The sequence below is a fragment of the Sphingopyxis panaciterrulae genome (assembly GCF_014199295.1).
Taxonomy (GTDB): domain Bacteria; phylum Pseudomonadota; class Alphaproteobacteria; order Sphingomonadales; family Sphingomonadaceae; genus Sphingopyxis; species Sphingopyxis panaciterrulae.
Map to the genome: position 1 here is coordinate 89,706 of NZ_JACIJH010000007.1, position 22,793 is coordinate 112,498.

A 22,793-nucleotide genomic window follows, 5' to 3' on the forward strand; every position below is an offset into this window, starting at 1 on the left:
TAGTTAGGACCCGACATTCGGCATGACCGACGCATCCTCCACACCCGCTCTCCCCGTCACCATCCACCGCGGCGACTATCGCCCGCCCGAATGGCAGATTCCCGACATCGCGCTCGATTTCGAGCTGGGGATCGAGGCGACGCGAGTGACGGCGGCGCTGTCGGTCGTGCGCGCCGCCGCGGCGCCCGCGCCGCTGCTGCTGCGCGGCGACGGGCTGACCCCGTCCGCGGTGCGCGTCGACGGCGCGGTCTGGAACGACTGGCGGCTGGAGGGCAGCGACCTGATCGTCGACCTTGGCGACCGACAGGCGGCGACGGTCGAGGTCGATGCCGTCATCGACCCGTCGGCCAACACGCAGCTCATGGGCCTCTATGCCTCGAACGGCATGCTGTGCACCCAGTGCGAGGCCGAGGGCTTCCGCCGCATCGCCTTCCACCCCGACCGGCCCGACGTGCTGAGCCGCTACCGGGTGCGGATGGCGGGGGACAAGGCGGCCTTTCCGATCCTGCTGTCGAACGGCAATATCATCGAATCCGGCGAAGGGGAAGGCGGCACGCATTGGGCGCTGTGGGAGGACCCGTGGCCCAAGCCCTCCTATCTCTTCGCGCTCGTCGCGGGCGACCTCGTCGTCAACCGCGACCGCTTCACGACGATGTCGGGCCGCGCGGTCGAACTCGGCATCTGGGTGCGCGCGGGCGACCTCGACCGCACCCATCATGCGATGACGGCGCTGAAGCACAGCATGAAATGGGATGAGGAGGTCTATGGCCGCGAATATGACCTCGACCGCTTCAACATTGTCGCGGTCAGCGATTTCAATATGGGGGCGATGGAGAACAAGGGTCTGAACATCTTCAACACCCGCTATATCCTCGCCGACCCCGACACCGCGACCGATGCCGATTACGACGGGGTCGAGGGCGTCGTCGCGCACGAATATTTCCACAACTGGTCGGGCAACCGCGTCACCTGCCGCGACTGGTTCCAGCTCAGCCTGAAAGAGGGCTTCACCGTCTATCGCGACCAGAGCTTCTCGGCCGCCATGGGATCGGCGCCGGTCAAGCGGATCGAGGATGTTCGCGTGCTGCGCGCGGCGCAATTCCCCGAGGATGCGGGGCCGCTCGCGCACCCGATCCGGCCCGATAGCTATCAGGAGATTTCGAACTTCTACACCGCGACCGTCTATAACAAGGGCGCCGAGGTCATCCGGATGATGGCGACGCTGCTTGGGCCCGAGCGGTTCCGCAAGGGCACCGACCTTTATTTCGCGCGCCACGACGGCGAGGCGGCGACTTGCGAGGATTTCGTGCGCGCGATGGAGGAGGGCGGGGACATCGACCTGTCGCAGTTCCGCCGCTGGTACGAGCAGGCGGGGACGCCGAAGCTGCACCTCGCGCTCGCGCAGGAAGGCGAGGACTGGTTTCTCGACGTGACGCAGACGGTGCCGCCGACGCCGGGGCAGGACGACAAGGCGCCGATGATGATGCCGCTGCGCCTCGCCGCCTTCGCGATGGACGGCAGCGGGGCGGCGCTGCCCGATACGCTGGCGACGCTGACCGACGTGGTGCAGCGCATCCCGCTCGGCCGCTTCACGGCGCGGCCGGCGCTGTCGGTCAACCGCGGCTTCTCGGCCCCGGTCATCGTCGATTATGAGCGCGCGCCGGGCGAACTGGCCTGGCTTGCGGCACATGACGACGATCCCTTCGCGCGCTATGAGGCGCTCCAGCAGTTGATGCTCGACACCTTGGTTGCGGCGGTATCGGGCGAGGCGAAGGGCCGCGAGGCGGTGATCGGCGCGGTGGCGCAGACGCTGACCGGCGCGGCCGACGACCCGGCCTTCGTCGCCGAGGCGGTGCTGCTTCCCAGCGAAGCCTTCATCGGCGACCAGATGGTGACCGTCGACCCCGACGCGATCCGCCGCGAGCGGCTGGCCTTGCAGGCGGCGATCGGCGCGGCGCTGGAGCGCGAATGGCGGGCCATTCTGGCGCAGGCCGCGCCGCCCGCGACCGACCTCACCCCCGCTGCCAAGGGGCGCCGCCGTCTGCGCGGCGTCGCGCTCGCCTATCTCGCGGCGAGCGGGAAGGGCGATGTGCCCGGCCTCGCCTTCGCCATTTTCTCGAATGCCGACGGGATGACCGAGCGGCAGGCGGCGCTCGCGACGCTCGCGCACGGCGACAGCGACGAGCGCGCCCATGCGCTCGACATCTTCTATCAGCGCTATCGCGACAATCCGTTGGTGCTCGACAAATGGTTCCAGGTGCAGGCCTGGTCGCAGCGCGCCGATACGGTGGCGGCGGTCGCCGAACTGGCGCGGCACGCCGATTTCACCCTTGCCAACCCCAACCGCGTACGGGCGCTCTACGGTGCCTTCGCGGGCAATCAGGCGGCGTTTCATCAGGCCGACGGCGCGGGATATCGCCTGCTTGCGGACCTCGTCATCGCGCTCGATCCCCGCAACCCGCAGACCGCCGCGCGGATGATCCCGCCGCTCGGCCGCTGGAAGCGCTTCGACGAGGCGCGGCAGGCGCTGATGAAGGCCGAGCTCGAACGGATATTGGCGCAGCCCGGCCTGTCGCGCGACGTGACCGAGCAGGCGTCGAAGAGCCTGATGGGGTAGGGTCCGTAAAAAGCCCTCTCCCCTTCAGGGGAGAGGGTTGGGAGAGGGGGAAGCACGCACGCTGGCCCCTCTCAACTCCGGCTAGAGCGGCGTGCCGTAAATCTGCATCACTCATCCCCGTTCGCCCTGAGCTTGTCGAAGGGCTGTTCTTTCTTTCAAGCGTAGCAAGAAAAAGGACGGTGCTTCGACAAGCTCAGCACGAACGGAAAAAAGGGTGATCCAGATTTAATGCACGTCGCTTTAGCGCGCAAGCTCGCAAGCCTGCGTATCTCTCCCCTGAAGGGGAGAGAGCCCGTATCCAGACTCCGCCACCGCTGGAAATCGTGGTCGCGCCGTTCAACTCGCCGCGAACAGCTTGGTCCCCACCACGCCGATCACGATCAGCGCCATGAAGCCGATCTGCACCGCGCTGACTTTCTCGTCGAACAGGATGATCCCGCCGATGATGACCCCGACCGCGCCCAGCCCGGTCCAGATCGCATAGGCGGTGCCGGCCGAAATCTCGCGCATCGCGAAGGCGAGCAGCGCCATGTTGACGAAGCTCAGCGTCACCGGCACCGCAGAGGCCTGCCACGTCCCCTGCATCGCGGCCCATTTGAGGCTGAGCGCCCAGCAGATTTCGGTGAAGACGGCGATGGCGAGGATGATCCATCCCACGAGCGAGTCCTTTCGGTCGGCGGGCTCGTCGGAAAGGTGCAGGGCCGGAAACCCGGAAAGAGGCGCTGCACGGGGCGACCTTCAGGTCGCGCGCGAGCCCCCTAGAGGCGGCAGAGCGAAATGGCAAGCACAGGCGCGGTCAGCCCGCGAGCCACCCCGCGACATCGCCCGCGACCTTGTTCGCCGCGGTGGTCAGCGCCTCGCCGACGCGCTTGGCCTCAATCTTGCCGCCGATCGGCTCGCGCGCCTCGAAGCGGCGCTGGGTGACGCTCTTGCCGCCGGCACCCACCAGCATCGCCTGATAGACGACCACCGCCTCGTTCGTCGCCTCGTCGACGCCGAAGTCGAGGAGCTGGCCGGCGAGCTGCTCGCCCGGCGCGGTCAGATATTGGCCTTCGTCGAGGATGACGCGATTGGTGCGGGCGGCGACGGTTTCGGACAGCAGGCGCTGGAACAGGCGCTGCGGCGCCTCGACCCATTGCGCATCCTTGACATAGGCGATGCTGGCGTCGTCCTGCTGCACCGGGATGCGCTGGGTGCGCAGCTTCTGCGGCGCGGTCGGGATCAGGATGGTCAGCGCCTCCGCCTCGCCCGTGGTGCGCGCCTGGCCGGCGGCGGGCGCGGCGTCGGCGGTCAGGGTCAGCAGGAAGGGCGGGGGCTCGCTGCCGAAGCTGACGCAGGCGGACAGCGTCGCCGCGCCGAGGGCGGCGAGCATCGGGGTGCGGAGGCTGCGGGACATGGTCGGATACCTCATGGCTTGTAATCGGGGAGCTTGCTGCCGCCGAGGACCGCGCCGGCGCCCTGCTGGTCGAGCTTGTCGGTCAGGCTCGACAGCGAGGCGGAGGTGCGGCGCAGGTCGCGGATCAGCGCATTGGCTTCGGGAATGGTCTTGTCGCTGAAGGTCTGGAGGCCCGGGCGGGCGTCGGCGATCGCGCCCTCCAGCGTCTTCATCGATTCATTGGCGGAGGCGAGCGTGTCGCGCAAATTTCGCATCGCCGGGTCGACGTTGCGGTCGATCGTCCCCTGGGTGGCGGCGGCGAGATTGCCGATCTGTTCGGCGGCGTTGCCCGTCTGCTGGATCGCGATGCGCGTGTCGGCGAGCGCCTTTTCGAGCGCGGGGCCGTTACGCGCGAGGATCGCGGTCGATTGCTCGACATTCTTCAGGATGCCGCGGATGCTCGCCTGATTCTCGTCGTCCGCCAGTTCGGCGAGCCGCTCGGTCAGCGTCGACAGGCGTTGCAGCAATTGCGGCGCGGTGTTCAGTATCTCGCCGAGGCCGCCGACGCGGTTCGGGATCACCGGCTTGCCGGCCGGCCCCTTGTCGGTGATCGGCGGCGCGCCCTTGACCGCGCCGTCGAGCGCGATCTGCGACACGCCGGTGAAGCCGACGCCTTCCAGCGCGGCGGTGGTGCCCTGAAGGATCGGTACGCTTTCGTCGACTTCGATGCGCACGCGGACGAATTGCGGGTCGTCGCGCCACAGCTCGATCTGGCGCACCTGGCCGACCGGGACGCCGGAAAATTGCACCTGCGATCCCTTGCTCAGCCCGTCGACCGACTGTTTGAAGAAGATGTCATACTCGCGCTTCGCGCCGCCGCTGTCGTTCGCCATCCAGACGACGAAGATCGCGATCGCGAGAGTGAAGAAGAGCACGAAGGCGCCCACCAGCACATTGTTCGAGCGAGTTTCCATCAGCTTTTCCTGTCGTGCGCGGCGCGGCCGTGCGACGTCGTCGCGGCGCGGCCGCGCGGCCCGTTGAAATAATCCTGTATCCACGGATGCTCGGTGGCAAGCAGTTCCGGGATGGTGCCGACCGCGATGACCTTTTTCTCCGCCAGCACCGCGACCCGGTCGCAGGTCGCATAGAGCGAGTCGAGATCGTGGGTGATGAGGAAGACGGTGAGCCCCATCGTGTCGGCGAGCTCGCGGATCAGCTCGTCGAACTTGGCGGCGCCGATCGGGTCGAGCCCGGCGGTCGGCTCGTCGAGGAACAGGAGCGCGGGGTCGAGCGCGAGCGCGCGGGCAAGGCCGGCGCGCTTGACCATGCCGCCCGACAACTCGGCCGGATATTTGGGGCCGGCGTCGGGCGGCAGGCCGACCATCGCGACCTTGTAGGCGGCGATTTCATCGAGCAGGGTCTGGTCGAGCCGCGGATAATATTCGCGCAGCGGCACCTGGATATTCTCCGCGACGCTGAGCGTCGAGAACAGCGCCCCGCCCTGGAACATCACGCCCCAGCGGCGGCGCAGGTCGCGCGATTCCTCGGCATCGGTGATGGTGTCGAGGGTGCGGCCATAGACCTCGATCTCGCCCGCGGTCGGCGTCTGCAGCCCGACGATCGAGCGCATCAGCACCGACTTGCCGGTGCCCGAACCGCCGACCACGCCCAATATCTCGCCCGAGCGCACGTCGAGGTCGAGATGATCGTGGATCACCGCGTCGCCGAACTGGTTGACCAGCCCGCGCACGTGGATCGCGACGTCGAATTTCTCGGGGCGCACCGCGTCGGCGGACGCGATCTCCTGCCGGATTTCCTCCTGTTCCTCTTCGTCCACCATCAGTTCCACCCGATCGACGAGAAGAAGACGGCGAAGAAGGCGTCGAGCACGATGACGAGGAAGATGGCGGCGACGACGGCGGAGGTGGTGCGGCGCCCGACCTCTTCGGCATTCTGGCGCACCTGCATCCCCGAATAGCAGCCGGTGACGCCGACCAGGATGCCGAACACCGGCGCCTTGATCAGCATCGCCCAGAAATCGGTCATCGGGATGATCTCGCGCAGCCGCTGGATATAGGTGATCGGCGGAATGTCGAGCCCGATCCACGAAAAGACCCCGCCGCCGACGATCGCGCAGATGCTGGCATAGAAGCCGAGCAGCGGCATGATGATCGTCGAGGCGGCGACGCGGGGCAGCACGATCGCCTCCATCGGCGACACGCCGATCGTGCGCATCGCATCGACCTCTTCGGTCAGCTTCATCGTGCCGATCTGTGCCGCGAAGGCCGATCCCGAGCGGCCCGCGACCATGATCGCGGTCATCAGCAGGCCCAGCTCGCGAACCGAGGCGCGGCCGACGAGGTTGATCGTGAACACCTCCAGCCCGAACTGGCGGAGCTGCACCGCGCCCTGCTGCGCGATGACGATGCCGATCAGAAAGGCCATCAGCCCGATGATCGGCAGCGCGTCGACCCCGACGCTCTGGAATCGGGTGACGATCGCGTGCCAGCGAATGCGGCGACGCGCGCGAATCTGGGTGACGAAGGCGACGATCATCGCGCCGAAAAAGCCGACGATGCCGATGAACTCGGTCCACACGCCGACGCTGGCGGTGCCCAGTTCCTCGAGCATCCGCGTCCACATCGGCCGGCGGTCGCGGTGAACGCGATAGTCGCTCTTGTCGTCGGCGAGCGCTTTCAGCAGCCGTTGCGCATCTTCGCTCGCGCCGATGACCTCGGCGTCATGCGCGTGGGCGGTGCGGGTGACGATCCAGGCACCGACGGTGTCGATCCGCTCGATGTCCGACAGGTCGAGCGCCCTGATGGGGCCGAGCGCGTCGAGCCGCGCCGGCAGGTCGCCGAGGCGCGCGAGCGTCAGGCGCCCGGTGAAGCGCACATCGACGCCGTCGGCTCCTTCGTCCGTTTCGAAATCCGCGCTGGCCGCCATTGTGCGGGCGACATTGGATGATTTGCCGAAGGACGGCAAGCTAATCCATGGCATAGGGGCCGGGCTTGGCCGGCGGGCACGCCGGGAGTAAGGCGCGACGCATGGATGCGCCCACCACCCCGACGACCCGCCCTGTCGCTCACCGCGTCGCCCTGTACGACATGGACCGCACGATCACCCGCGCGGGCACCTACAGCGGCTTTCTGATCCATGTCGCGCGGCGCCGCCAGCCGTGGCGGCTCCTCCTGCTGCCGCTCGTCGGGCTGGCGGGGCTCGCCTATGCGCTGCGGCTGATCGACCGCGCGTGGCTGAAGGCGATCAATTTGCGGCTGCTGGTCGGAAAGCGCTTCCGCCGCGCCGAGATCGCGCCGCTCGCCGAAAGCTATGCCGACCGGGTGGTCGCGCGCGGTCTGCACCCCGCGGCGCTCGACCAGATCGCGGCCGACCGGGCGGCGGGGTACCGGCTGCTGCTAGCGACCGCCTCCTTCCACCTCTATGTCGACGCGATCGCGCGGCGGCTGGGCATGGACGACGTGCTCGCGACGCGGCTCGACGAGCCGGATGGCGGCGACCATATCCACGCGCGGCTGAGCGGCGACAATTGCTATGGCGAGGCGAAGTTCGCGCGGATCACCGGCTGGCTCGCCGACAATGCGATCACCCGCGAGGATGCGCATATCCGCGCCTATTCGGACCATGTCTCCGACCACCCGATGCTGCGCTTCGCCGATGAGGCGGTCGCGACGACGCCGTCGCGGAAGCTGCGCCGCCTCGCGCCGCGCATGGGGTGGCAGGTGGTCGACTGGCGAGGGCGGAAATAGGCTGCCAGCCCGGAATGCAAAGGTCCGTTTTGGGATGGAAAGGGGGGCACTCCCCACCTTTGTCATTCCCGCGCAAGCGGGGATCCAGAGCGCGCGTAGGCTGACCCCACGCTGGATTTCCGCTTTCGCGATATCATCTCATCGAATTACCTGCCCGCCCAGACGGGACGGCGGCCTTCCTTTGCAGCCTGGTCCCGTTCCATGACATCCTCGCTTGCGGCGTAGCGCTCGATTTCCTCGAAACGGGTCGCCAGCGCCGTTTCCAGCGGATGGCCCGCGCGACCGAGCGCCGCCGCCTTGGCCGCCTGGTTGGCGAGCGGGGCGCATTTGTTGATCTTTTCGGCCCAGGCGGCGGCGGCGGTTTCGAGGTTGCCGGTCGGCACCACCTCATTCACCAGTCCGTGCCGCAGCGCGGTTCCGGCGTCGATGCGTTCGCCGGTGAGGATCATGGCCATCGCGACGCGCTGCGGCAACTGCCGCACCGCGCGGTGGACGACGCCGCATTCACCGATGATGCCGTGCCGGGTTTCGGGGAGACCGAACTGGGCATTCTCTGCGGCGACGATGACGTCGGCGCACATCGCCAGCTCAAAGCCACCGCCCACGCAAAAGCCCTGTACCGCGGCGATCAGCGGCTTTTTCAGCGTCACCAGCGGCCCGCCGATGCCCGTCAGCCCCCCGGCAAGCGCCATGCGCGTCTTGCGCTCGGGGCCTTCCGAAACGTCGGCGCCGATGCAGAACGCCTTTTCGCCGGTCGCGGACAGGATCGCGCACCAGATGTCCGCCTCCGCGTTGATCCTCTGCCATGCCGCGTGCAGCAGCTCGTCCATCTCACCCGTGATCGCGTTCATTCCGCTTTCGCGGTTCAGGCGAACGTGGGCGACCTTGCCCACGACCTGGAATTCGACGTCAGCCATCAATAGTCTTCCTACCGGATTGTGTGAGTATCTGCTGCGAACGGGGCCCCGCGAAACGGGCCAGAACCGCCTTGAGGCCAAGCGACGCGATGTCCTGCCGCAGCGCCAGGACCGACGGCTCCAGATGGAGGATGGCGTCGCTTTCCGCGATGGCGTTCACCGAAGCGAGAAAGCCCTGCGCCTCCATCGCCCGGTTGATCGAGAGCTTCTTCATGGCGAGGACCGGCGCCGGGATCAGCGCCATGCGTTCGGCCAGCGCCTCGGCGCACGCAACCAGCCGGTCGGCGGGGACGGCGGCGTTGGCCCAGCCCCAGGCGGCGGCCTCGGCGCCCGTAACGTGGTTGCCGGGAATCAGCGCCAGTTCCTTCGCGCGTTTCGCCCCGACCTGAGACACCCAGGTCGGGGCGATGAAGCCGCCGCCCAGCGGGATACCCGGCTCGCCAATCCGCGCGTCCTCCGCAACCAGCGTGATGTCCGCGAAGCTGGGCAACTGGGCAGCGATGCCCATGCAAAAGCCGTGGACGGCGACGATCACCGGCTTGGGATGGCGCCAGATGTCCAGCCAGCGCTCGACGTTGCGGCGCAGCCGCGCGGCATCCGCGGTTGGAGTCGCGGCGGCGTTATATTCGGACAGATCGACGCCCGCGCTGAAGCCCTTGCCCGCGCCGCGAATCCCGATCACGGGCGCGCCGCTGTCCCGCAGCCGCACCAGCGCTTCGGACAGCGCGTCGAGCAGTGGCGTCGACAGCGCGTTCGCCGCCTCGGGCCGGTCGAACACGATCCAGTCGATCACCTCGCCCGCCTCGATTCGCAAAGGCGCGTTCACGCCGCTCATCCGTCGTTGCGGCCGATCGGATTGCCCGCGCGGACGTGATAATCGGTCGTCAAGGCGGTGCGCAGTTCGCGCGTCTTGAACTTCCAGGCGCCGTCCACCTTGACCAGCGTGTCGTGATATTGCCCGTGGAGGATGCCGTCGGGCCGGTCCTTGGCATAACGGTGGACAGCCAGCACGATCGTGCGGGTGCGCGCCTCGGTCGAGGAGACGAAATCGATTACAGTGCCCGAATTATGATGGCTCGTCGCCGTGAAGAAGGTGCCGATCCCTTCCAGCGTCTTCTTATAGGCCTCCATCCCCTTTGCGCCGAAATTCGGCGCATAATCGACTTCGCAATCCTCAACGAACAGCTCGGCCATCCGGTCGGGCATGTTCATGTCGAGATAATAGGCGTAATCGGACAACACCCGTTCGATTGCGCGTTCCTCCACCAAGCGTTCGAGGTCGCTGAGCGTGGCAATATCGGTCATAGATCCATCCCGTTTCTTGAGGTCGGTGAAGCTTGGCCGGACGGAGCGTCGGCGCCGTCCAGCAGGAAGGTGGCGTCCATGTCGGCGACGGGTCGGCCGTCGGCTTCGGCGCGGCAGCGCAGCGTCATGCGCTGTGCATCGGGCGTCACCTCGTGGATGACGCCGGTACATTCCAGCCTGTCTCCCGCGAAGACATTGCCCAGAAACCGGATTCGCGCCTGGCGGAGGCCGTCGTGGCCCCCGACCGCGCGCGCCGCCATGACGAGAAGATAGCCGAAGGTCAGGGGGCCTTGCGCGACCGGCCGGTCCCCGAGCCCGGCGGCCCGGGCGGCGGCCGTATCGAAATGAATCGGATTGGGATCGTCCATCAGCGCGGCGACAAGCTTGAGCGTCGCGGGGTCGATGTGGGCGACCGTCAGCGGTGCCAGGGCCTCTCCGGCGACCGGGAAGGAGAGGTCATGCGTCACGGGAGATGATCCACGTCTGCGTGACCGTCGCCGCGCGTCGGTCGCCTTCGGACAGCGCATAGCGGAGCGTCACCTTGTCGAACGGCCCCGTCTTGCGGCCATGCTTGTGCTCACTGCCGACGATCGCGGTGTCGATGGAATAGGTGAGGCCGGCTCGGAGCGGCCTGTCGATCTCCAGCTCGATCTCGCCGAACAGAACCCGCTCCGGCTTCGTGTCCAGGATCGCCATGATGTCGTCGATCGACGCGCCCGCGCCGTTGAAGCACAGCAGCAGCGCGATCGAAGGCAGGACGCCTCCGATCCGGGCGGCTTCATTTGCATCGCCCGCTACCGCGTCGGTCCAGAGCGCGACATGGTGCGGCCGAAGCGTGAACCGGCCGGGCGCAAAGATGTGGGGCATCCGCATCAGGGCGTCGCTTCCGCCGGATGGGCATAGGGATGCTGGCGGACGGTTCGGCCCGAGAAATCGGGAGCTCCGGCGCAGGTCGCGTCCCAGAATTGCAGCAGTCGGTCCTCGGCCGCATAGTCGAAGTCGGCGGCCCCCAACCGCCCGTCCTCGCCGTCCACGGTCGGCGGATTCTTCAGCCAGTGCTGGACGGTCGTCGTCATCCAGTCGAGAGGGTCGACCTTGTCGGCGTAGCCCAGTACCTCGCGGCCATAGAGATTGCTGAGCAACTGGTGGCGGATGAGCCCCTGTTCGACGTCGCTCTTGCGAATCCAGCTATATTCCCCGGCCATCGGCACCGCGGACGAGCCGAGCGGAGCGATGGAGGCCGGGATGTCGACGAACTCGAATTCCCAATCCAGGCTGGCGGCGATCGCCGATACCCATTCGCGCGTGGTGAACTGGCGCGAATCGGCGGCGTTGAAAATCCGGCCGTCCGCGGCCTCCGGCCTGTCGAGCGCGCGCAGGACGAATTCGGCGGCGTTGGGGGACGCGCAGCGGGAGGAGATGCCAAGCCCGCCCGCCTGCACGATCCATCGCTTGCGCCTGTCGAGGACACGCTGGACGACATGCCATTCGAGCGGCGCGACCGCGTGGGGCCCATAGACATAGGGATAGCGGACGACCGACGCCCGGAACGCGCCTTGCTCTCCGGCCTTCAGGACGGCGCGTTCGGTCTCCGCGATGCGCGGCAGGATGCCGCCCAGGCCCGCCGGTGCGTTCTCCGCCGCTTCATAGGGGGTGTCCTCGGTCGTGGGGACGCCGACGGAGGCGCCGATGACCGGCGCGCCGCTGACCGACACGAAGTGGCCGGTCCGGTTCGCCAGCGCCTCGGCCAGATAGCGAATCCGGCCATAGGTCGCGACCACGACATCCCACCGGCGTGTGCCGAGATCGGCGGCGATGGTGGCGCGGTGATGCGGGTCGCCGTGGATATGTTCCAGATCGTCCAGCTCGGGAAGCTCGTGCGTTCCGCGATGATAGATGGTGACGTCGTATCCGCGTTCGCGAAGGCCCGCGACGATCGATACGCCCGTCGCCGCCGTTCCTCCAACCACCAGAGCCGTTGCCATTGCCGAACCTTTTCAAAACGCGATGGGGGACATCCGGCCCGCCATGGGATCGCTTGGACGGTAGGGAGGCGCCCTGCGCTAGTCAACAACTATGTTGACGAACGCATTGCAATTTGGTTTGGTGCTGGCACAACAAGGGAAAGAGGATGTCGGAGACCGTGATCTTGACGAGCGAGAGAGAGAATGAGGCACCGCCGATCGGGCACGACGCGCCCGTGGAAGCAGGCGTGACAGGACTGCCGATGGAGCAGGTGATTCGGCATCATGCCCGGACGATCCCCGACTTTCCGGCGATCACGTTCGAGGAGGAAACGCTCTCCTATCGGGCGTTCGACCGCGAAACGAACCGGATCGCCAATGAGCTGGCGGCCCATGGCGTGGGCCGGGAGGACCGGGTCGCGGTCGCGCTCAAAAATTGCCCCGAAAGCTATCTGACCTTCTTTGCCGCGCGCAAGCTCGGCGCGGTGCAGGTCGCCGTAAACTGGCGCTATTCCGCCGAGGAAATCGCCTGGATCCTGAACAATTGCCGTTCGAAGATTTTCGTCATGGATCCCGGCCTCGCCCATATGGCGGAGGCGATTCGCGCCGCGCTGACGCATCCGGTGCACATGTTCGTCGCGGGCGAGCCGGTCGCGGGCATCCCCCACCTGCGCGCGGAGGCGCGCGCCCGTCCCGACACCGATCCGGGGGCGGTTTCAGGGCCGGGGGACGTCGCCGTCCAGCTCTACACCTCTGGCACGTCGGGCTGGCCGAAAGGCGCCCTGATCACCAACGCCAATCTGACCGCCTTCTTCCGGAATGCCGCGGAGGCGATGCCGCTGTCGCCCCGCGGCGCGCAACTCGTCATTCTGCCGCTGTTCCATGTGGCGGCGCTCATCGGGTCGCTGCGGACGTTCGACATGGGCGGGCATTGTGTCGGGCAAAGCGCGTTCGACAAGGACCAAATGGTCGAATTGATCGCGCGCCATCAGGTCCGCAGCTTCGTGATGGTCAACACCGTCCTCGCCATGGTGGTCGAGGAATCCGACGCTGCGGCCGATTTTTCCAGCCTGGAAGGCGTCATCGTCGGTGGCGGCGCCCTGTCCCTCAACAGCGCCCGCCAGACGATCGAATTGTTCGGCTGCCCCCTCTATTCCATGTATGGCTCGACCGAATTGACTTTCGGCGTCACGGTCCTGCGCATCGACGCGGACTTGCTGGAGACGCCCGAACTGCTCCATTCCTGCGGTCGTCCCATGAAGGACGTGGAAATCGGCATCTTCGACCCGGAAAGCGGGCAGCCGCTCCCCGACGGTGAAATTGGCGAGCTGTGGGCCAGGGGAGGGCAGCGCAGCCTCGGATATTGGGAGAATCCCGCCGCCACCGCAGAGGCGTTTCTAGAAGGCGGCTGGTTTCGCACCGGCGACATGGGGCGGATAGAGGAGGGCTATCTCTATATCCGGGATCGCCTGAAGGATATGGTTCGCAGCGGCGGGGAAAACGTCTATCCCGCTGAAGTCGAGCGCCATTTGACCAACCATCCCGATATCGTCGAGGCCATCGTCTTCGGCGTGCCCGATAGGAAGTGGGGCGAGGCGGTGCATGCGCTCGTGATCCTGCGCAAGGGCGCCGAACTGACGGAGGCCGATGTCATCGGCTTTGCGCGGAACGGGCTTGCGCACTTCAAATGCCCGCGCCGCGTGGAATTCGCGAGCGACGTCCCGCGCACCCCGTCCGGAAAGCCCAAGAAGAACGTGATTCGGGAGCGTTATTGGGAAGGGATGGACAGGCGGATCGGCTGAAGGGCCGCCCTTTGCGGGCGGTCGAAGGGGGGCGAACGGGCGTCGCGCTTCCGCGCGTCGTGGCCTCTATGCATCGGGCGGCAGGAGCCGGCGCATCCCGGCGATCCAGCGATCGATGTCGCGGGCCTTGGCCTCTGCATATCTTGCGGTCTCGGGGTGCGGCAGGATCAGGAAGCGCTCGTCGGCGAGGCCCGCGATCACGCTGTCCACGACCTCTTCGGCTTCCAGCAGATTTCCCCCCGACGACACAGCGGCCCCGGCCCCCGCGGCGGCGGCCTCGGCGATCATCTTCGTGCGGACGGCCTGCGGGCACAGCGCGCTGACGCCGATGCCTTTCCCGCCATAGGTGACGGCAAGCCATTCCGAAAAGGCGAGCGCGGCATGTTTCGAAACCGCATAGGGTGCGGCCCCCAGGCTCGTCAGCAACCCGGCCGCGGACACCGTGTTGAGAAGATAACCGGCGCCGCGTTCGAGCATCGACGGCAGGACAGCCTGCGCGGCATGGACATGGGCCATGACGTTGACGTCCCAGGCGCGCTGCCATTCGGCGACGGGCGCCGTCTCGTCGCCCGGCGCCAATATGCCCGCGTTCGAACAGAACAGGTCGATCCGCCCGAATCGCGCGAGCGCCATGTCCACAAGGCGCTGGACCTCTTCCCGGTCCGCGACGTCGCAGCCGACGCCCGCCCGGCGATCCTCGGGCAGATCGAGGTCGGCCGCGACGTCGCGCGCGCCGTCCGAGTCGAGGTCGCAGAGCAGCAGCGCTTCGGCTCCGGCCAGCGCGAAGCGGCGCGCCAGAGCGGCGCCGATGCCATTGGCGGCCCCAGTCACCACTATAATTTTCCCTTTAATTTCCATGGTATATCACCCATTTTCATCGCTAGTAAACACATGTGTTGACTGATCGATTACGCTTACTACTATATGCCTGTCAATGTCGACCACAGGGTCGGATTCGCGGCGAACGGGCCGTCGGTTTTGGGAGGAATCTATGTCTTTCAGCAAAAAGCGTCCATTTCTCGTCGGGGTCTCGCTGCTCGCGATGCCCGTGCTGTCGTCTGCGCCGCTTCACGCCCAGACCGCATCCTCTTCTGTCGACAGTAATGTTGATCAGGCGCCCACCGGTGCGAAAGCGGCGTCGGACGGGGACATCGTCGTCACGGCGCGCCTGCGCAATGAATCGCTGATGGATGTGCCGGTAGCGATCACGGCGCTCAACGCGCAGAAGATCGAGCAATACAAGGCCGCGGATCTGACCGACATCGGCTCCCTCGTCCCCAATGTGATCGTCAGCGACTACAAGATCAACGGCGGCGGTTCGCTGTCGATCCGCGGCATCAGTTCGCCCGCGACGCAGATCGGCTTCGAACAGCCCGTCTCGGTGTCGATCGACGGCGTTCAGACCTCGGCCGGGCGCGTCGCCATGCTGGGCTTCTTCGACCTCGGCAGCGTCGAGGTCATGCGCGGGCCGCAGGCGCTGTTCTTTGGCAAGAACAGTCCCGCGGGTGTGATTTCGGTGACCTCGGCCGGTCCGACGCGCCAGTTCGAATTCGGGGGGACGCTGAGCTATGAGTTCGCGGGCCGGGAAATGGTCGGCGAGGCGCATGTCGCGGGCCCGATCAGCGACAGCCTCGGCGGGCGGCTTGCCGTCCGCTATCGTTCGATGGGCGGGTGGCTGCACAACAACGCCGGGCCCATCGCCAACCCCTATTACGACCCCGCCGTCCTGCCCGCCGGGACCGCGATCCTGCCCGGCCGGTCGTCGAAGCGGATCGGCGAGCACGAATGGATGGGCCGCGCGACGCTGGAATTCGACAACGGCGGTCCGTTCACCGCCAGCGCGAAACTTTTCGCCACGCGTTATAACGGCGACGGGGCGGGCGCCTTTGCCCAGAATATCGGGCCGTGCGCCGCGGACGGCAAGCCGCGGTCCTATGGCAATGTCGACCCCTATGGCGATTGCCGCCCTGACGATCAGACCAGCTATGGCGATATCCCCGACGTCGTGGCGGCGGCGATGCCGCGCGGTGGCGGCGACGGCCGGGCGCGCGATCACATGACGGCCTATATCGGTTCGCTGAACCTGAAATATGATTTCGGCCCGCTGATGCTTACGTCGATCACGGGCTATGTCCGGCATGATTATTTCTATCTGTCGGCGCTCGACCAGACCGTTTACGGCGGGCTCGTCGTGCTGGAGGACAATAGTCTCGAATCCGTCAGCCAGGAGCTTCGCCTCGCGTCGGATTTCGACGGGCCGCTGAATTTCTTCCTGGGCGGCTATTATCAGCACAGCAAGGATGATCTTTACAACAACGCGCTGATCACCCCCTACGTCTTTTACGGCCTGGCCGGAAACGGGCGTTACGACGCCTATGAGAAGGTCGCCGACCTCGTGAGCGACACCATTTCCGTCTTCGGCCAGATGTCCTTCGACATCGCCGACAATCTGGAACTGGCCGGCGGTCTGCGCTACACGCACGAGAAGCGCACGACGACCAACCGCAATCTTTACGGTTTCGGGCCGTTCAATACGGCGAACACGATCTTTCCGGGATCCACCGATCCGACACCCGGCGTGCTCGCGGGCTCCTTTTCCGATAATAATGTCTCGCCCGAAGTGACGTTGACGTACCGTCCGAGCTCGTCGCTGACGACCTGGATCGCCTACAAGACGGGGTTCAAGTCCGGCGGGTTCGCGCTGACCAGCCCGATGCAGTCGACGGCGCGGCTCAGCGACATCGATTTCGATTCCGAGACGGTCAAGGGTGGCGAAGTCGGCCTGCGCGGCGATTTTGGCGCCTTCAAGTTCAACGCCACCGCTTTCCTCTATGACTTCAAGGATTTGCAGGCAACCGTCTATAATCCGGTCGAGGTCCGCTATGTGATCAGCAACGCGGGAAAGCTGAAGCAGCGCGGCGTGGAATTCGACGCGCAATACGACATCGCGCCCGGCTTTGAGGTGCATGGGGCGCTGGCCTATGTCCGCAACCGCTTCCACGACTATATCGGCCAATGCTATGCCTATACCTATGCGGCGGGCACCTTGCCCGCGGATGCGAACCCGCCGCCGGGCTGCTCCTTCCTCGACCCGGGGAAGAGTCTGGTGCTCCAGCAGGATTTCGAGGGCACGGTTCCTGCGCGCTCGCCCGACCTGACCGGCAGTTTCGGTGCGTCCTATGAAGGCGATGTCGGCGCGAACATGATTTTCGGCCTTTCGGCCGATGCCTATTACAGCGATTCCTACAACGCCAGCGACGCGCGGTCGCCGGGCGGCGCGCAAGCCTCCTTCTGGCGCTACAACGCCGGTGTGCGCGTCGGTGCGGCGGACAAGAGGTGGGAAGTGGCGCTGATCGGCAAGAATCTGACGAACAAGCATTACCTGCTTTTCGCCGCCGACCGGACGGGCGGCGCGACCATTCCCGGAGCGGGCGAACAGCGCGGCGCCGTCGCCCGCGGCCGCGAAGTCAATTTGCAGTTCTCTTTCAAATTTTGATTCGCCTGTTTCCACCAGCTATTCCTGCGACGGGAGATGATCGTGCAGAATTCGGTTCAAAAGCAGTTGTTCGAGGAGATAAGCGGCTATATCCGGAACAGGACGACGTCGCTGGCCGAGAGCGCGATGCCGCACCCCGCCGCCAGCTATTTCGACCCGGAGCATCTCGCGCGGGAAAAGCGGCTGTTTCACGGCTTTCCGCTGGTCGCGGGCCATTCGCAGCAATTGCCGGAGCCGGGGGCGTTCATCTGTGACAGGATATTGGGCGTTTCCCTGATCATCGCGCGGCAGGAGGACGGCGGCCTCAAGGCGTTCCGCAACATATGCAGCCATCGCGGATCGCCGCTGACGATGGAGCAAGAGGGGCAGGCGAAACAGTTTGTCTGTCCCTATCATTCCTGGTCCTATCATATCGACGGTTCGTTGAAGGCCGTTTACAAGCCCGGCTTTCCCGATATCGACCGGCGCGCGCTGGGCCTGCCGCAGGTCAGCGTCGCCGAGCGCCATGGCCTGATCTGGGTGCAGATGGACGGGGCGCCGATCGATCTGGAAACCTATCTTGGCGACATCGACGCGGAACTTGCCTCGTTTGACATCGAAGGCCATGCGCTGGTGCGGCGCGAGGTGTTCGAGGCGGACATCAATTGGAAATCGGTTCTCGACGGCTTTCTCGAGGCTTATCATTTCGCGCCGCTTCACGCCAATTCCATTGCGCCCTATTTCTATCCCAACCTGTCGCCCTACAAGGCGTTCGGGATCAACGGGCGGATGGTCGGCGTCCGCAAATCCTTTGCCTCTCTGCTGGACCAGCCGTTCCGCGAGGACGAGATGCTGCCGCATATCGCCTCCAACTATCAGCTTTTCCCGAATACGGTGGTGGTCTGGCAGGGCGACCATTTCGAGGCATGGACCTCCTTCCCCGGGGACGAGCCCGGCAAATGCCGCGTCCTGTTCATGATGCTGGTGCCCCGAAACGCGGTCGAAAGCTCGGCCCGGCGCTGGGAGCGCAACATGGAGATTATCCGCGCCACGGTGATGGACGAGGACTGGCGGATGTCGCAATATGTGCAGGCCGGGTTGCCGCATATCGCCAACCGGCAGGTCGTGTTCGGCGCCAACGAACCGGCGCTGCAGCATTTTCACGGAACGCTGGTCCGCAAGATCGCCGAGATGAACTGAGGCAGCCCATGATCGACGAGTCCCCTTTCGCCGACCTCATGGCGCAGGTGGAGGAACGCCTGGCGGACGTCCCCGAAGGCGACGGAATGGACCCACTGGATGCGGCGCTGGTGCGTCTGGCGGTGAGCGTCAGCGTCACGTGCCTGGACAGCGAAGCGATCGACGAGGCGGTCGTCGCGGCGCTGGAAAGCGGCGCGACGGCGGCGCAGGTTCAGGAGGTCGTCGCCCTCGTCTCCGGCCTCGGCGTCCATTCGATCATGGCCAGTGCGACCGTCGTGCTGCAACGCGCGGCGGAGCGCGGCCTCGTCGATCCGGCGGCGCCGCTGGACGAGGAAAGGCGCGCGCTGTGGGACCGCTTCGTCGGCGACGATCCCTATTGGGACGCCTTCTCCCGGCATGTGCCAGGGTTCCTCGATGCGATGCTGTGTCTTTCCCCCGATATCTTCTCTGGCTTTTTCGCCTATTGCGCGATTCCGTGGAAGTCGGGGACCGTCCCCGCGTTGACGAAGGAACTGGCGGCCATAGCCTGCGATGTGACGCCGACGCACCTCTTCCTTCCGGGCGTTCGCCTTCACCTGCAGAATGCGATCGGGCTCGGCGCGACGCGCACGGTGGTGCGTCAGGCGATCGCCATCGGAACGCAGGCCCGCGCGGCCGCGATGATCCGCTGAATTCCGGTCGGCCTCAAGAGGTCTTGCGGCGCCGCGAGAGCGCGGAGGGTTCAGGGTTCGGCCGCGTCATGCCATCGAAGAAGATCCGAGAAAAGGCTTCCGACACGTCCCCGGCGCTGTAATGGTCCTCGGGATTGTACCAGCGATGCGTCCAGTTCAACATGCCGAAAACGGCGTTGGCCGCCAGCATCACGGGAATGTCGCTGCGCAATTCTCCATTTTCCATCGCCTCGGCGATCAGCTTGATGACGATTTGTTCGAACAATCGGGTCTGACCCATGATCTCGTGAGCCCAGACGCTCTTTTCGCTGGCGATCTTCTCCATATCTTCCTGGATATAGACGTACATGTTGGGGAAGTTGTCGCTGTAGGCGCGCATGAGCTGTTCCATGATATCCTTCAGGCGCTCGCTCGCCGTCCGCGAGGATTCTTCGAATATGCGGACGCACTGCTTGATGTTCGCCTCCACGCCGCTGCGGAGGCATTCGCGGAACAATTCTTCCTTGCTGCCGAAATAATAATAAACGGTGGCGCGATCGAGGCCGGCCTTGAGCCCGATCTCGGCAAGCTTGGCGGAGCGATAGCCCTTCGTCTTGAATTGATTGGCGGCGATCGCCAGCAGTTCCGCGCGCTTCGCCAGATATTCGGCACTGCCCTCCTTCAGGGCAGAGGAGCGGCGCTTGGAAATATTCGAAGCCTTGATCATGCTGATATTCGATCCTCCGACGGGGCGCTGATCCGTGAACCGGGTTTATCCGATCAGCCCGTCAGCCTGATAGCTTGCCGCGCCTTTATCAAGTGCGCTCTTCTCCGCCATCCCGATATCTCCTCCGCAAACGGCAGGCCACGCGGCGCGTCGTGGCTTGTGGCGATGTCGTACCGATAAGATTATAAATGTTCTTGACGGTATAAATATATACCAGCTAGTATATTCTCCGACGACAAGCTCACGGGAGAAGCCGAATGATGTGCGATGCAGACACCGGCCCATATGATGCCATGGTGATCGGGGCGGGGATCACCGGAATCTATCAGACCTATCTGCTGGCCCGGAATGGGCTGAAGGTCCGGGGGATAGAGGCGGCGCCCGATGTCGGCGGCACCTGGTACTGGAACCGGTATCCGGGCTGCCGGCTCGACACCGAAAGCTATGCCTACGGCTATTTCGCGCTGGTCGGGCTCATGTCCGACTGGAGTTGGAGCGAACGCTTCGCCGGTCAGCCGGAGATGCTGCGATATGTGCGTCATGCGGCCGACAGGATGGACGTCCGTCGGCATTATTCCTTCTCCACGAAGGTCGTCGCCGCCGTCTATAGCGACGAACGGACCATGTGGGACGTCACGCTCGACGACGGACGGGTTCTGACCTGCCGCTTTCTCATTTCCGCATCGGGACCCCTCTCGGCCTCCCGTCTTCCCGATTTCGAGGGAATCAATGATTTCGAGGGACAGTCCTTCCACTCTTCGGACTGGCCCACGGACGAACAGGGGCAGGCGACGGGCTATGACTTCACGGGCAAGCGCGTCGGGGTGATCGGCACGGGGGCGACGGGCGTCCAGATCATCCCCATTGCGGCGCAGACCGCCGAACAGCTCTTCGTTTTCCAGCGTTCGCCCAACTGGTGTACGCCGCTGGGCAACACTCCGATCAGCGAGGAGGAGATGGGCCATCTGCGCGCGCGCGCGCTGACCATTCTCGAATATGTGAAGTCCACCGACACCGCCTTTCCCTATCACCGCGACCCGCGCAAGGGCATCGACGTTCCGAAAGAAGAGCGCGACGCCCTGTTCGAATCGCTCTACGACCAGCCGGGCTATGGCATCTGGCTGAGCGGATTCCGCGATCTGCTGCTCAACAAGCAATCCAACGATTTTCTCGCCGAATTCATCGCCGACAAGATCCGGGCGCGCGTCAAGAACCCGGCGGTCGCGGAAAAGCTGATACCCAAGGACCATCCCTTCGGGGGCAAGCGCGTGCCGATGGAGACCAATTATTACGAGACCTACAACAAGGAGTCCGTCCATCTGGTCGACATCAAGGAAAATCCGATCCAGAGGATCAACGCAAAGGGGATCGAGACGGCCGAGGGTTTCCACGAACTCGACGTGATCATTTTCGCCACGGGCTTCGACGCCGTGACCGGCGCGCTCGACCGGATCGACATCCGCGGTAGCGGCGGCCTGCGCCTAAAAGACTGCTGGTCGGACGGGCCGACGACATTTCTGGGTCTCCAGTCGCGCGGCTTCCCCAATTTCTTCACGCTGGTGGGGCCGCACAACGGGTCGACATTCTGCAATGTCGGCGTTTGCGGAGGCCTGCAGGCGGAGTGGGTAGCGCGGATGATCGCCTATATGACGGACCACGGGCTGACCTTTTCGCAGCCGCTTGCGGAGGCGGAGGAGGCGTGGACCGAAGAAATCTATCGGGATTTCTCGCGAACCCTGCTGGCGGAGGCGAACGCCTGGTGGGTCAAGGTCACTGAAAAGCCCGACGGCAGCATTGTCCGGCGCACTCTGGTCCATGTCGGCGGCGGCCCCGCTTATCGCAAGCGCTGCGAGGAAGTTGCTTATGGAGGATATGAGGGGTTCGAACTGGCCTGACCCGACGGCAGCCCGGATGCCGCCTCCTCCGCCTTGACGCGCCCTCGCTTGTTCATGCAGGAGGCCGGGGACCGGACATCGGATCTCCGGCCGCCGTGCAAGCGTCTGCTTGGGCGCGCAGACTTCGAGGTGAAGTGAAATGCCGTCAGACAAGCCCCGCGGCGCGCGAAGCAAGCGCTCCATCAAGGCGGAGATCGATGAAATAAAGCGGCGGGAAATACTGGCCGAAGCGGTCCGGCTGTTTTACGAAAACGGGTTCGATACGACGACGCTCGAATCCATCGCCGACGCTCTGGGCGTTACCAAACCCTATATTTATTCCAGGTTTTCCAGTAAGATGGATATTCTCGCGGCCATCTGCCTGCTCGGCGCCGCGCCCGCGCAAAAGACCGTGGAATTCAGCACGACGCTTGGCGGCGATGCGCCGACCCAACTTGCGCAGGTCATGGAGTATTTCATCACCCTCCAGATCGCGCATCGCATGGAGGTCGCGCTCTTCTTCCGCGACGCCCATAACCTGCCGCCGGACAAGAGCCGGGAAATCGACAAGTCCAGGATGGCGTTTCACAAGATGCTGTGCAGCATCCTCGACGAAGGGAAGAAGGCGGGCGATTTCCATTTCGATAATGTCAGCCTCACCGCTTCGGCGCTGGGCGGCATGGCATCATGGATTTTCACCTGGTATCAACCCGACGGACGGTGGACGTCGCCTGTCGTAGCGAAGAGCATCGCGAAACTGTCCCTAAAGACAGCCGGAAAATCCTGATCTCCGAGCGATCTCCGGCCCGTTGCAACCTTGCCTGCTAGCTGATCGATACGATAGGCCGCGTTATCGAACCGCGCGCACCTTCTCCAGCGCGGGCTGTCCGCCGCGCGGGCAAAGCCGTTGATCGTCGCACACATCTTTTCGAGCAAAGCGGCCATCTCGCCGAGCGTCTCGCGAGCATTCTTGGGCTTGGACGGGGGACATTCGCAGGTCGAGCTTGAGCTGGATCGTGCGCTCATGCCCAGCGAACTTCTTCTTCTTGGCGTGCAGGAAAGAGCGGATAGCCGGTCGTACGGAAAGGCGGCCGACGATGTCCGGACTCTCGGCCGTCAT

22 protein-coding genes are annotated in these 22,793 nt (G+C 65.3%); 8 read left to right on the forward strand and 14 right to left on the reverse strand.

Annotated elements, in window-relative coordinates; translation table 11 throughout:
• Positions 1 to 22: 22 nt before the first annotated feature.
• Positions 23 to 2,617, forward strand: a complete 2,595-nt coding sequence (gene pepN / locus FHR21_RS11780) for an aminopeptidase N (protein ID WP_184098492.1) — start codon at positions 23 to 25, stop codon at positions 2,615 to 2,617.
• 336 nt (positions 2,618 to 2,953) lie between these two features.
• Here the strand turns inward: pepN and FHR21_RS11785 are convergent, their stop codons facing one another.
• The 5 genes from FHR21_RS11785 to FHR21_RS11805 form a co-directional block, all read right to left on the reverse strand.
• Positions 2,954 to 3,274 (reverse strand): SMR family transporter, encoded by a 321-nt coding sequence (locus FHR21_RS11785; protein ID WP_184098494.1) that lies wholly within the window; start codon positions 3,272 to 3,274, stop codon positions 2,954 to 2,956.
• 139 nt (positions 3,275 to 3,413) lie between these two features.
• Positions 3,414 to 4,013, reverse strand: a complete 600-nt coding sequence (locus FHR21_RS11790) for an ABC-type transport auxiliary lipoprotein family protein (RefSeq protein ID WP_184098496.1) — start codon at positions 4,011 to 4,013, stop codon at positions 3,414 to 3,416.
• A gap of 11 nt (positions 4,014 to 4,024) precedes the next feature.
• Positions 4,025 to 4,966 carry an MlaD family protein gene (locus FHR21_RS11795; protein ID WP_184098498.1) on the reverse strand — a complete coding sequence of 314 codons (942 nt, stop codon included), beginning with the start codon at positions 4,964 to 4,966 and terminating at the stop codon, positions 4,025 to 4,027.
• Positions 4,966 to 5,832 carry an ABC transporter ATP-binding protein gene (locus FHR21_RS11800; protein WP_184098704.1) on the reverse strand — a complete coding sequence of 289 codons (867 nt, stop codon included), beginning with the start codon at positions 5,830 to 5,832 and terminating at the stop codon, positions 4,966 to 4,968. The genes FHR21_RS11795 and FHR21_RS11800 overlap by 1 nt, the downstream gene beginning before the upstream one ends.
• Entirely contained in the window at positions 5,832 to 6,938 is a 1,107-nt protein-coding gene (locus FHR21_RS11805; protein ID WP_184098500.1) for an ABC transporter permease, read from the reverse strand. Before FHR21_RS11805 ends, FHR21_RS11800 begins: the two co-directional genes overlap by 1 nt.
• Positions 6,939 to 7,039: 101 nt before the next feature.
• Between FHR21_RS11805 and FHR21_RS11810 the strand changes: the two genes are divergently transcribed.
• Positions 7,040 to 7,759, forward strand: coding sequence for an HAD family hydrolase (locus tag FHR21_RS11810; protein WP_246427185.1), 720 nt, complete (start codon positions 7,040 to 7,042; stop codon positions 7,757 to 7,759).
• Between the two features lie 146 nt (positions 7,760 to 7,905).
• Here FHR21_RS11810 and FHR21_RS11815 read toward each other — a convergent pair whose 3' ends face one another.
• The 6 genes from FHR21_RS11815 to FHR21_RS11840 are packed head-to-tail and all read right to left on the reverse strand — an operon-like array spanning position 7,906 to position 11,966.
• Positions 7,906 to 8,676 (reverse strand): enoyl-CoA hydratase-related protein, encoded by a 771-nt coding sequence (locus FHR21_RS11815; protein ID WP_184098502.1) that lies wholly within the window; start codon positions 8,674 to 8,676, stop codon positions 7,906 to 7,908.
• On the reverse strand, positions 8,669 to 9,502 hold the full coding sequence (locus tag FHR21_RS11820; protein WP_420825284.1) for an enoyl-CoA hydratase-related protein: 834 nt from the start codon (positions 9,500 to 9,502) through the stop codon (positions 8,669 to 8,671). The genes FHR21_RS11815 and FHR21_RS11820 overlap by 8 nt, the downstream gene beginning before the upstream one ends.
• 5 nt (positions 9,503 to 9,507) lie before the next feature.
• Entirely contained in the window at positions 9,508 to 9,981 is a 474-nt protein-coding gene (locus FHR21_RS11825; protein WP_184098506.1) for a nuclear transport factor 2 family protein, read from the reverse strand.
• On the reverse strand, positions 9,978 to 10,448 hold the full coding sequence (locus tag FHR21_RS11830; protein WP_184098508.1) for a MaoC/PaaZ C-terminal domain-containing protein: 471 nt from the start codon (positions 10,446 to 10,448) through the stop codon (positions 9,978 to 9,980). Before FHR21_RS11830 ends, FHR21_RS11825 begins: the two co-directional genes overlap by 4 nt.
• Positions 10,438 to 10,848, reverse strand: a complete 411-nt coding sequence (locus FHR21_RS11835) for a hypothetical protein (protein WP_184098510.1) — start codon at positions 10,846 to 10,848, stop codon at positions 10,438 to 10,440. Before FHR21_RS11835 ends, FHR21_RS11830 begins: the two co-directional genes overlap by 11 nt.
• Positions 10,849 to 10,853: 5 nt before the next feature.
• Complete coding sequence (locus tag FHR21_RS11840) at positions 10,854 to 11,966, reverse strand: NAD-dependent epimerase/dehydratase family protein (RefSeq protein ID WP_184098512.1); 1,113 nt, start codon at positions 11,964 to 11,966, stop codon at positions 10,854 to 10,856.
• 146 nt (positions 11,967 to 12,112) lie between these two features.
• On the opposite strand from FHR21_RS11840, the gene FHR21_RS11845 reads away from it, so the two are divergent.
• Positions 12,113 to 13,747 carry an AMP-binding protein gene (locus FHR21_RS11845; RefSeq protein ID WP_184098514.1) on the forward strand — a complete coding sequence of 545 codons (1,635 nt, stop codon included), beginning with the start codon at positions 12,113 to 12,115 and terminating at the stop codon, positions 13,745 to 13,747.
• A gap of 66 nt (positions 13,748 to 13,813) precedes the next feature.
• On the opposite strand, the gene FHR21_RS11850 is transcribed toward FHR21_RS11845, so the two are convergent.
• Positions 13,814 to 14,581, reverse strand: coding sequence for an SDR family NAD(P)-dependent oxidoreductase (locus tag FHR21_RS11850; RefSeq protein WP_221235144.1), 768 nt, complete (start codon positions 14,579 to 14,581; stop codon positions 13,814 to 13,816).
• Positions 14,582 to 14,738: 157 nt separating this feature from the next.
• On the opposite strand from FHR21_RS11850, the gene FHR21_RS11855 reads away from it, so the two are divergent.
• Genes FHR21_RS11855 through FHR21_RS11865 form a run of 3 tightly spaced genes read left to right on the forward strand, consistent with a single transcriptional unit; the run spans position 14,739 to position 19,093 of the window.
• The gene (locus FHR21_RS11855) at positions 14,739 to 17,243 is read left to right on the forward strand and encodes a TonB-dependent receptor (RefSeq protein WP_184098518.1); all 2,505 of its coding nucleotides are present in this window, start codon (positions 14,739 to 14,741) and stop codon (positions 17,241 to 17,243) included.
• Positions 17,244 to 17,285: 42 nt separating this feature from the next.
• On the forward strand, positions 17,286 to 18,422 hold the full coding sequence (locus FHR21_RS11860; protein ID WP_184098520.1) for an SRPBCC family protein: 1,137 nt from the start codon (positions 17,286 to 17,288) through the stop codon (positions 18,420 to 18,422).
• 8 nt (positions 18,423 to 18,430) lie between these two features.
• The gene (locus FHR21_RS11865; protein ID WP_246427186.1) at positions 18,431 to 19,093 is read left to right on the forward strand and encodes a carboxymuconolactone decarboxylase family protein; all 663 of its coding nucleotides are present in this window, start codon (positions 18,431 to 18,433) and stop codon (positions 19,091 to 19,093) included.
• Positions 19,094 to 19,106: 13 nt separating this feature from the next.
• On the opposite strand, the gene FHR21_RS11870 is transcribed toward FHR21_RS11865, so the two are convergent.
• A complete protein-coding gene (locus FHR21_RS11870; RefSeq protein ID WP_184098522.1) occupies positions 19,107 to 19,799 on the reverse strand; it encodes a TetR/AcrR family transcriptional regulator in 693 nt (230 codons plus the stop codon).
• A gap of 260 nt (positions 19,800 to 20,059) precedes the next feature.
• On the opposite strand from FHR21_RS11870, the gene FHR21_RS11875 reads away from it, so the two are divergent.
• A complete protein-coding gene (locus tag FHR21_RS11875) occupies positions 20,060 to 21,694 on the forward strand; it encodes a flavin-containing monooxygenase (protein ID WP_246427187.1) in 1,635 nt (544 codons plus the stop codon).
• Between the two features lie 139 nt (positions 21,695 to 21,833).
• Positions 21,834 to 22,460, forward strand: a complete 627-nt coding sequence (locus FHR21_RS11880) for a TetR/AcrR family transcriptional regulator (protein ID WP_184098526.1) — start codon at positions 21,834 to 21,836, stop codon at positions 22,458 to 22,460.
• A gap of 63 nt (positions 22,461 to 22,523) precedes the next feature.
• On the opposite strand, the gene FHR21_RS11885 is transcribed toward FHR21_RS11880, so the two are convergent.
• Complete coding sequence (locus FHR21_RS11885) at positions 22,524 to 22,793, reverse strand: hypothetical protein (protein WP_184098528.1); 270 nt, start codon at positions 22,791 to 22,793, stop codon at positions 22,524 to 22,526.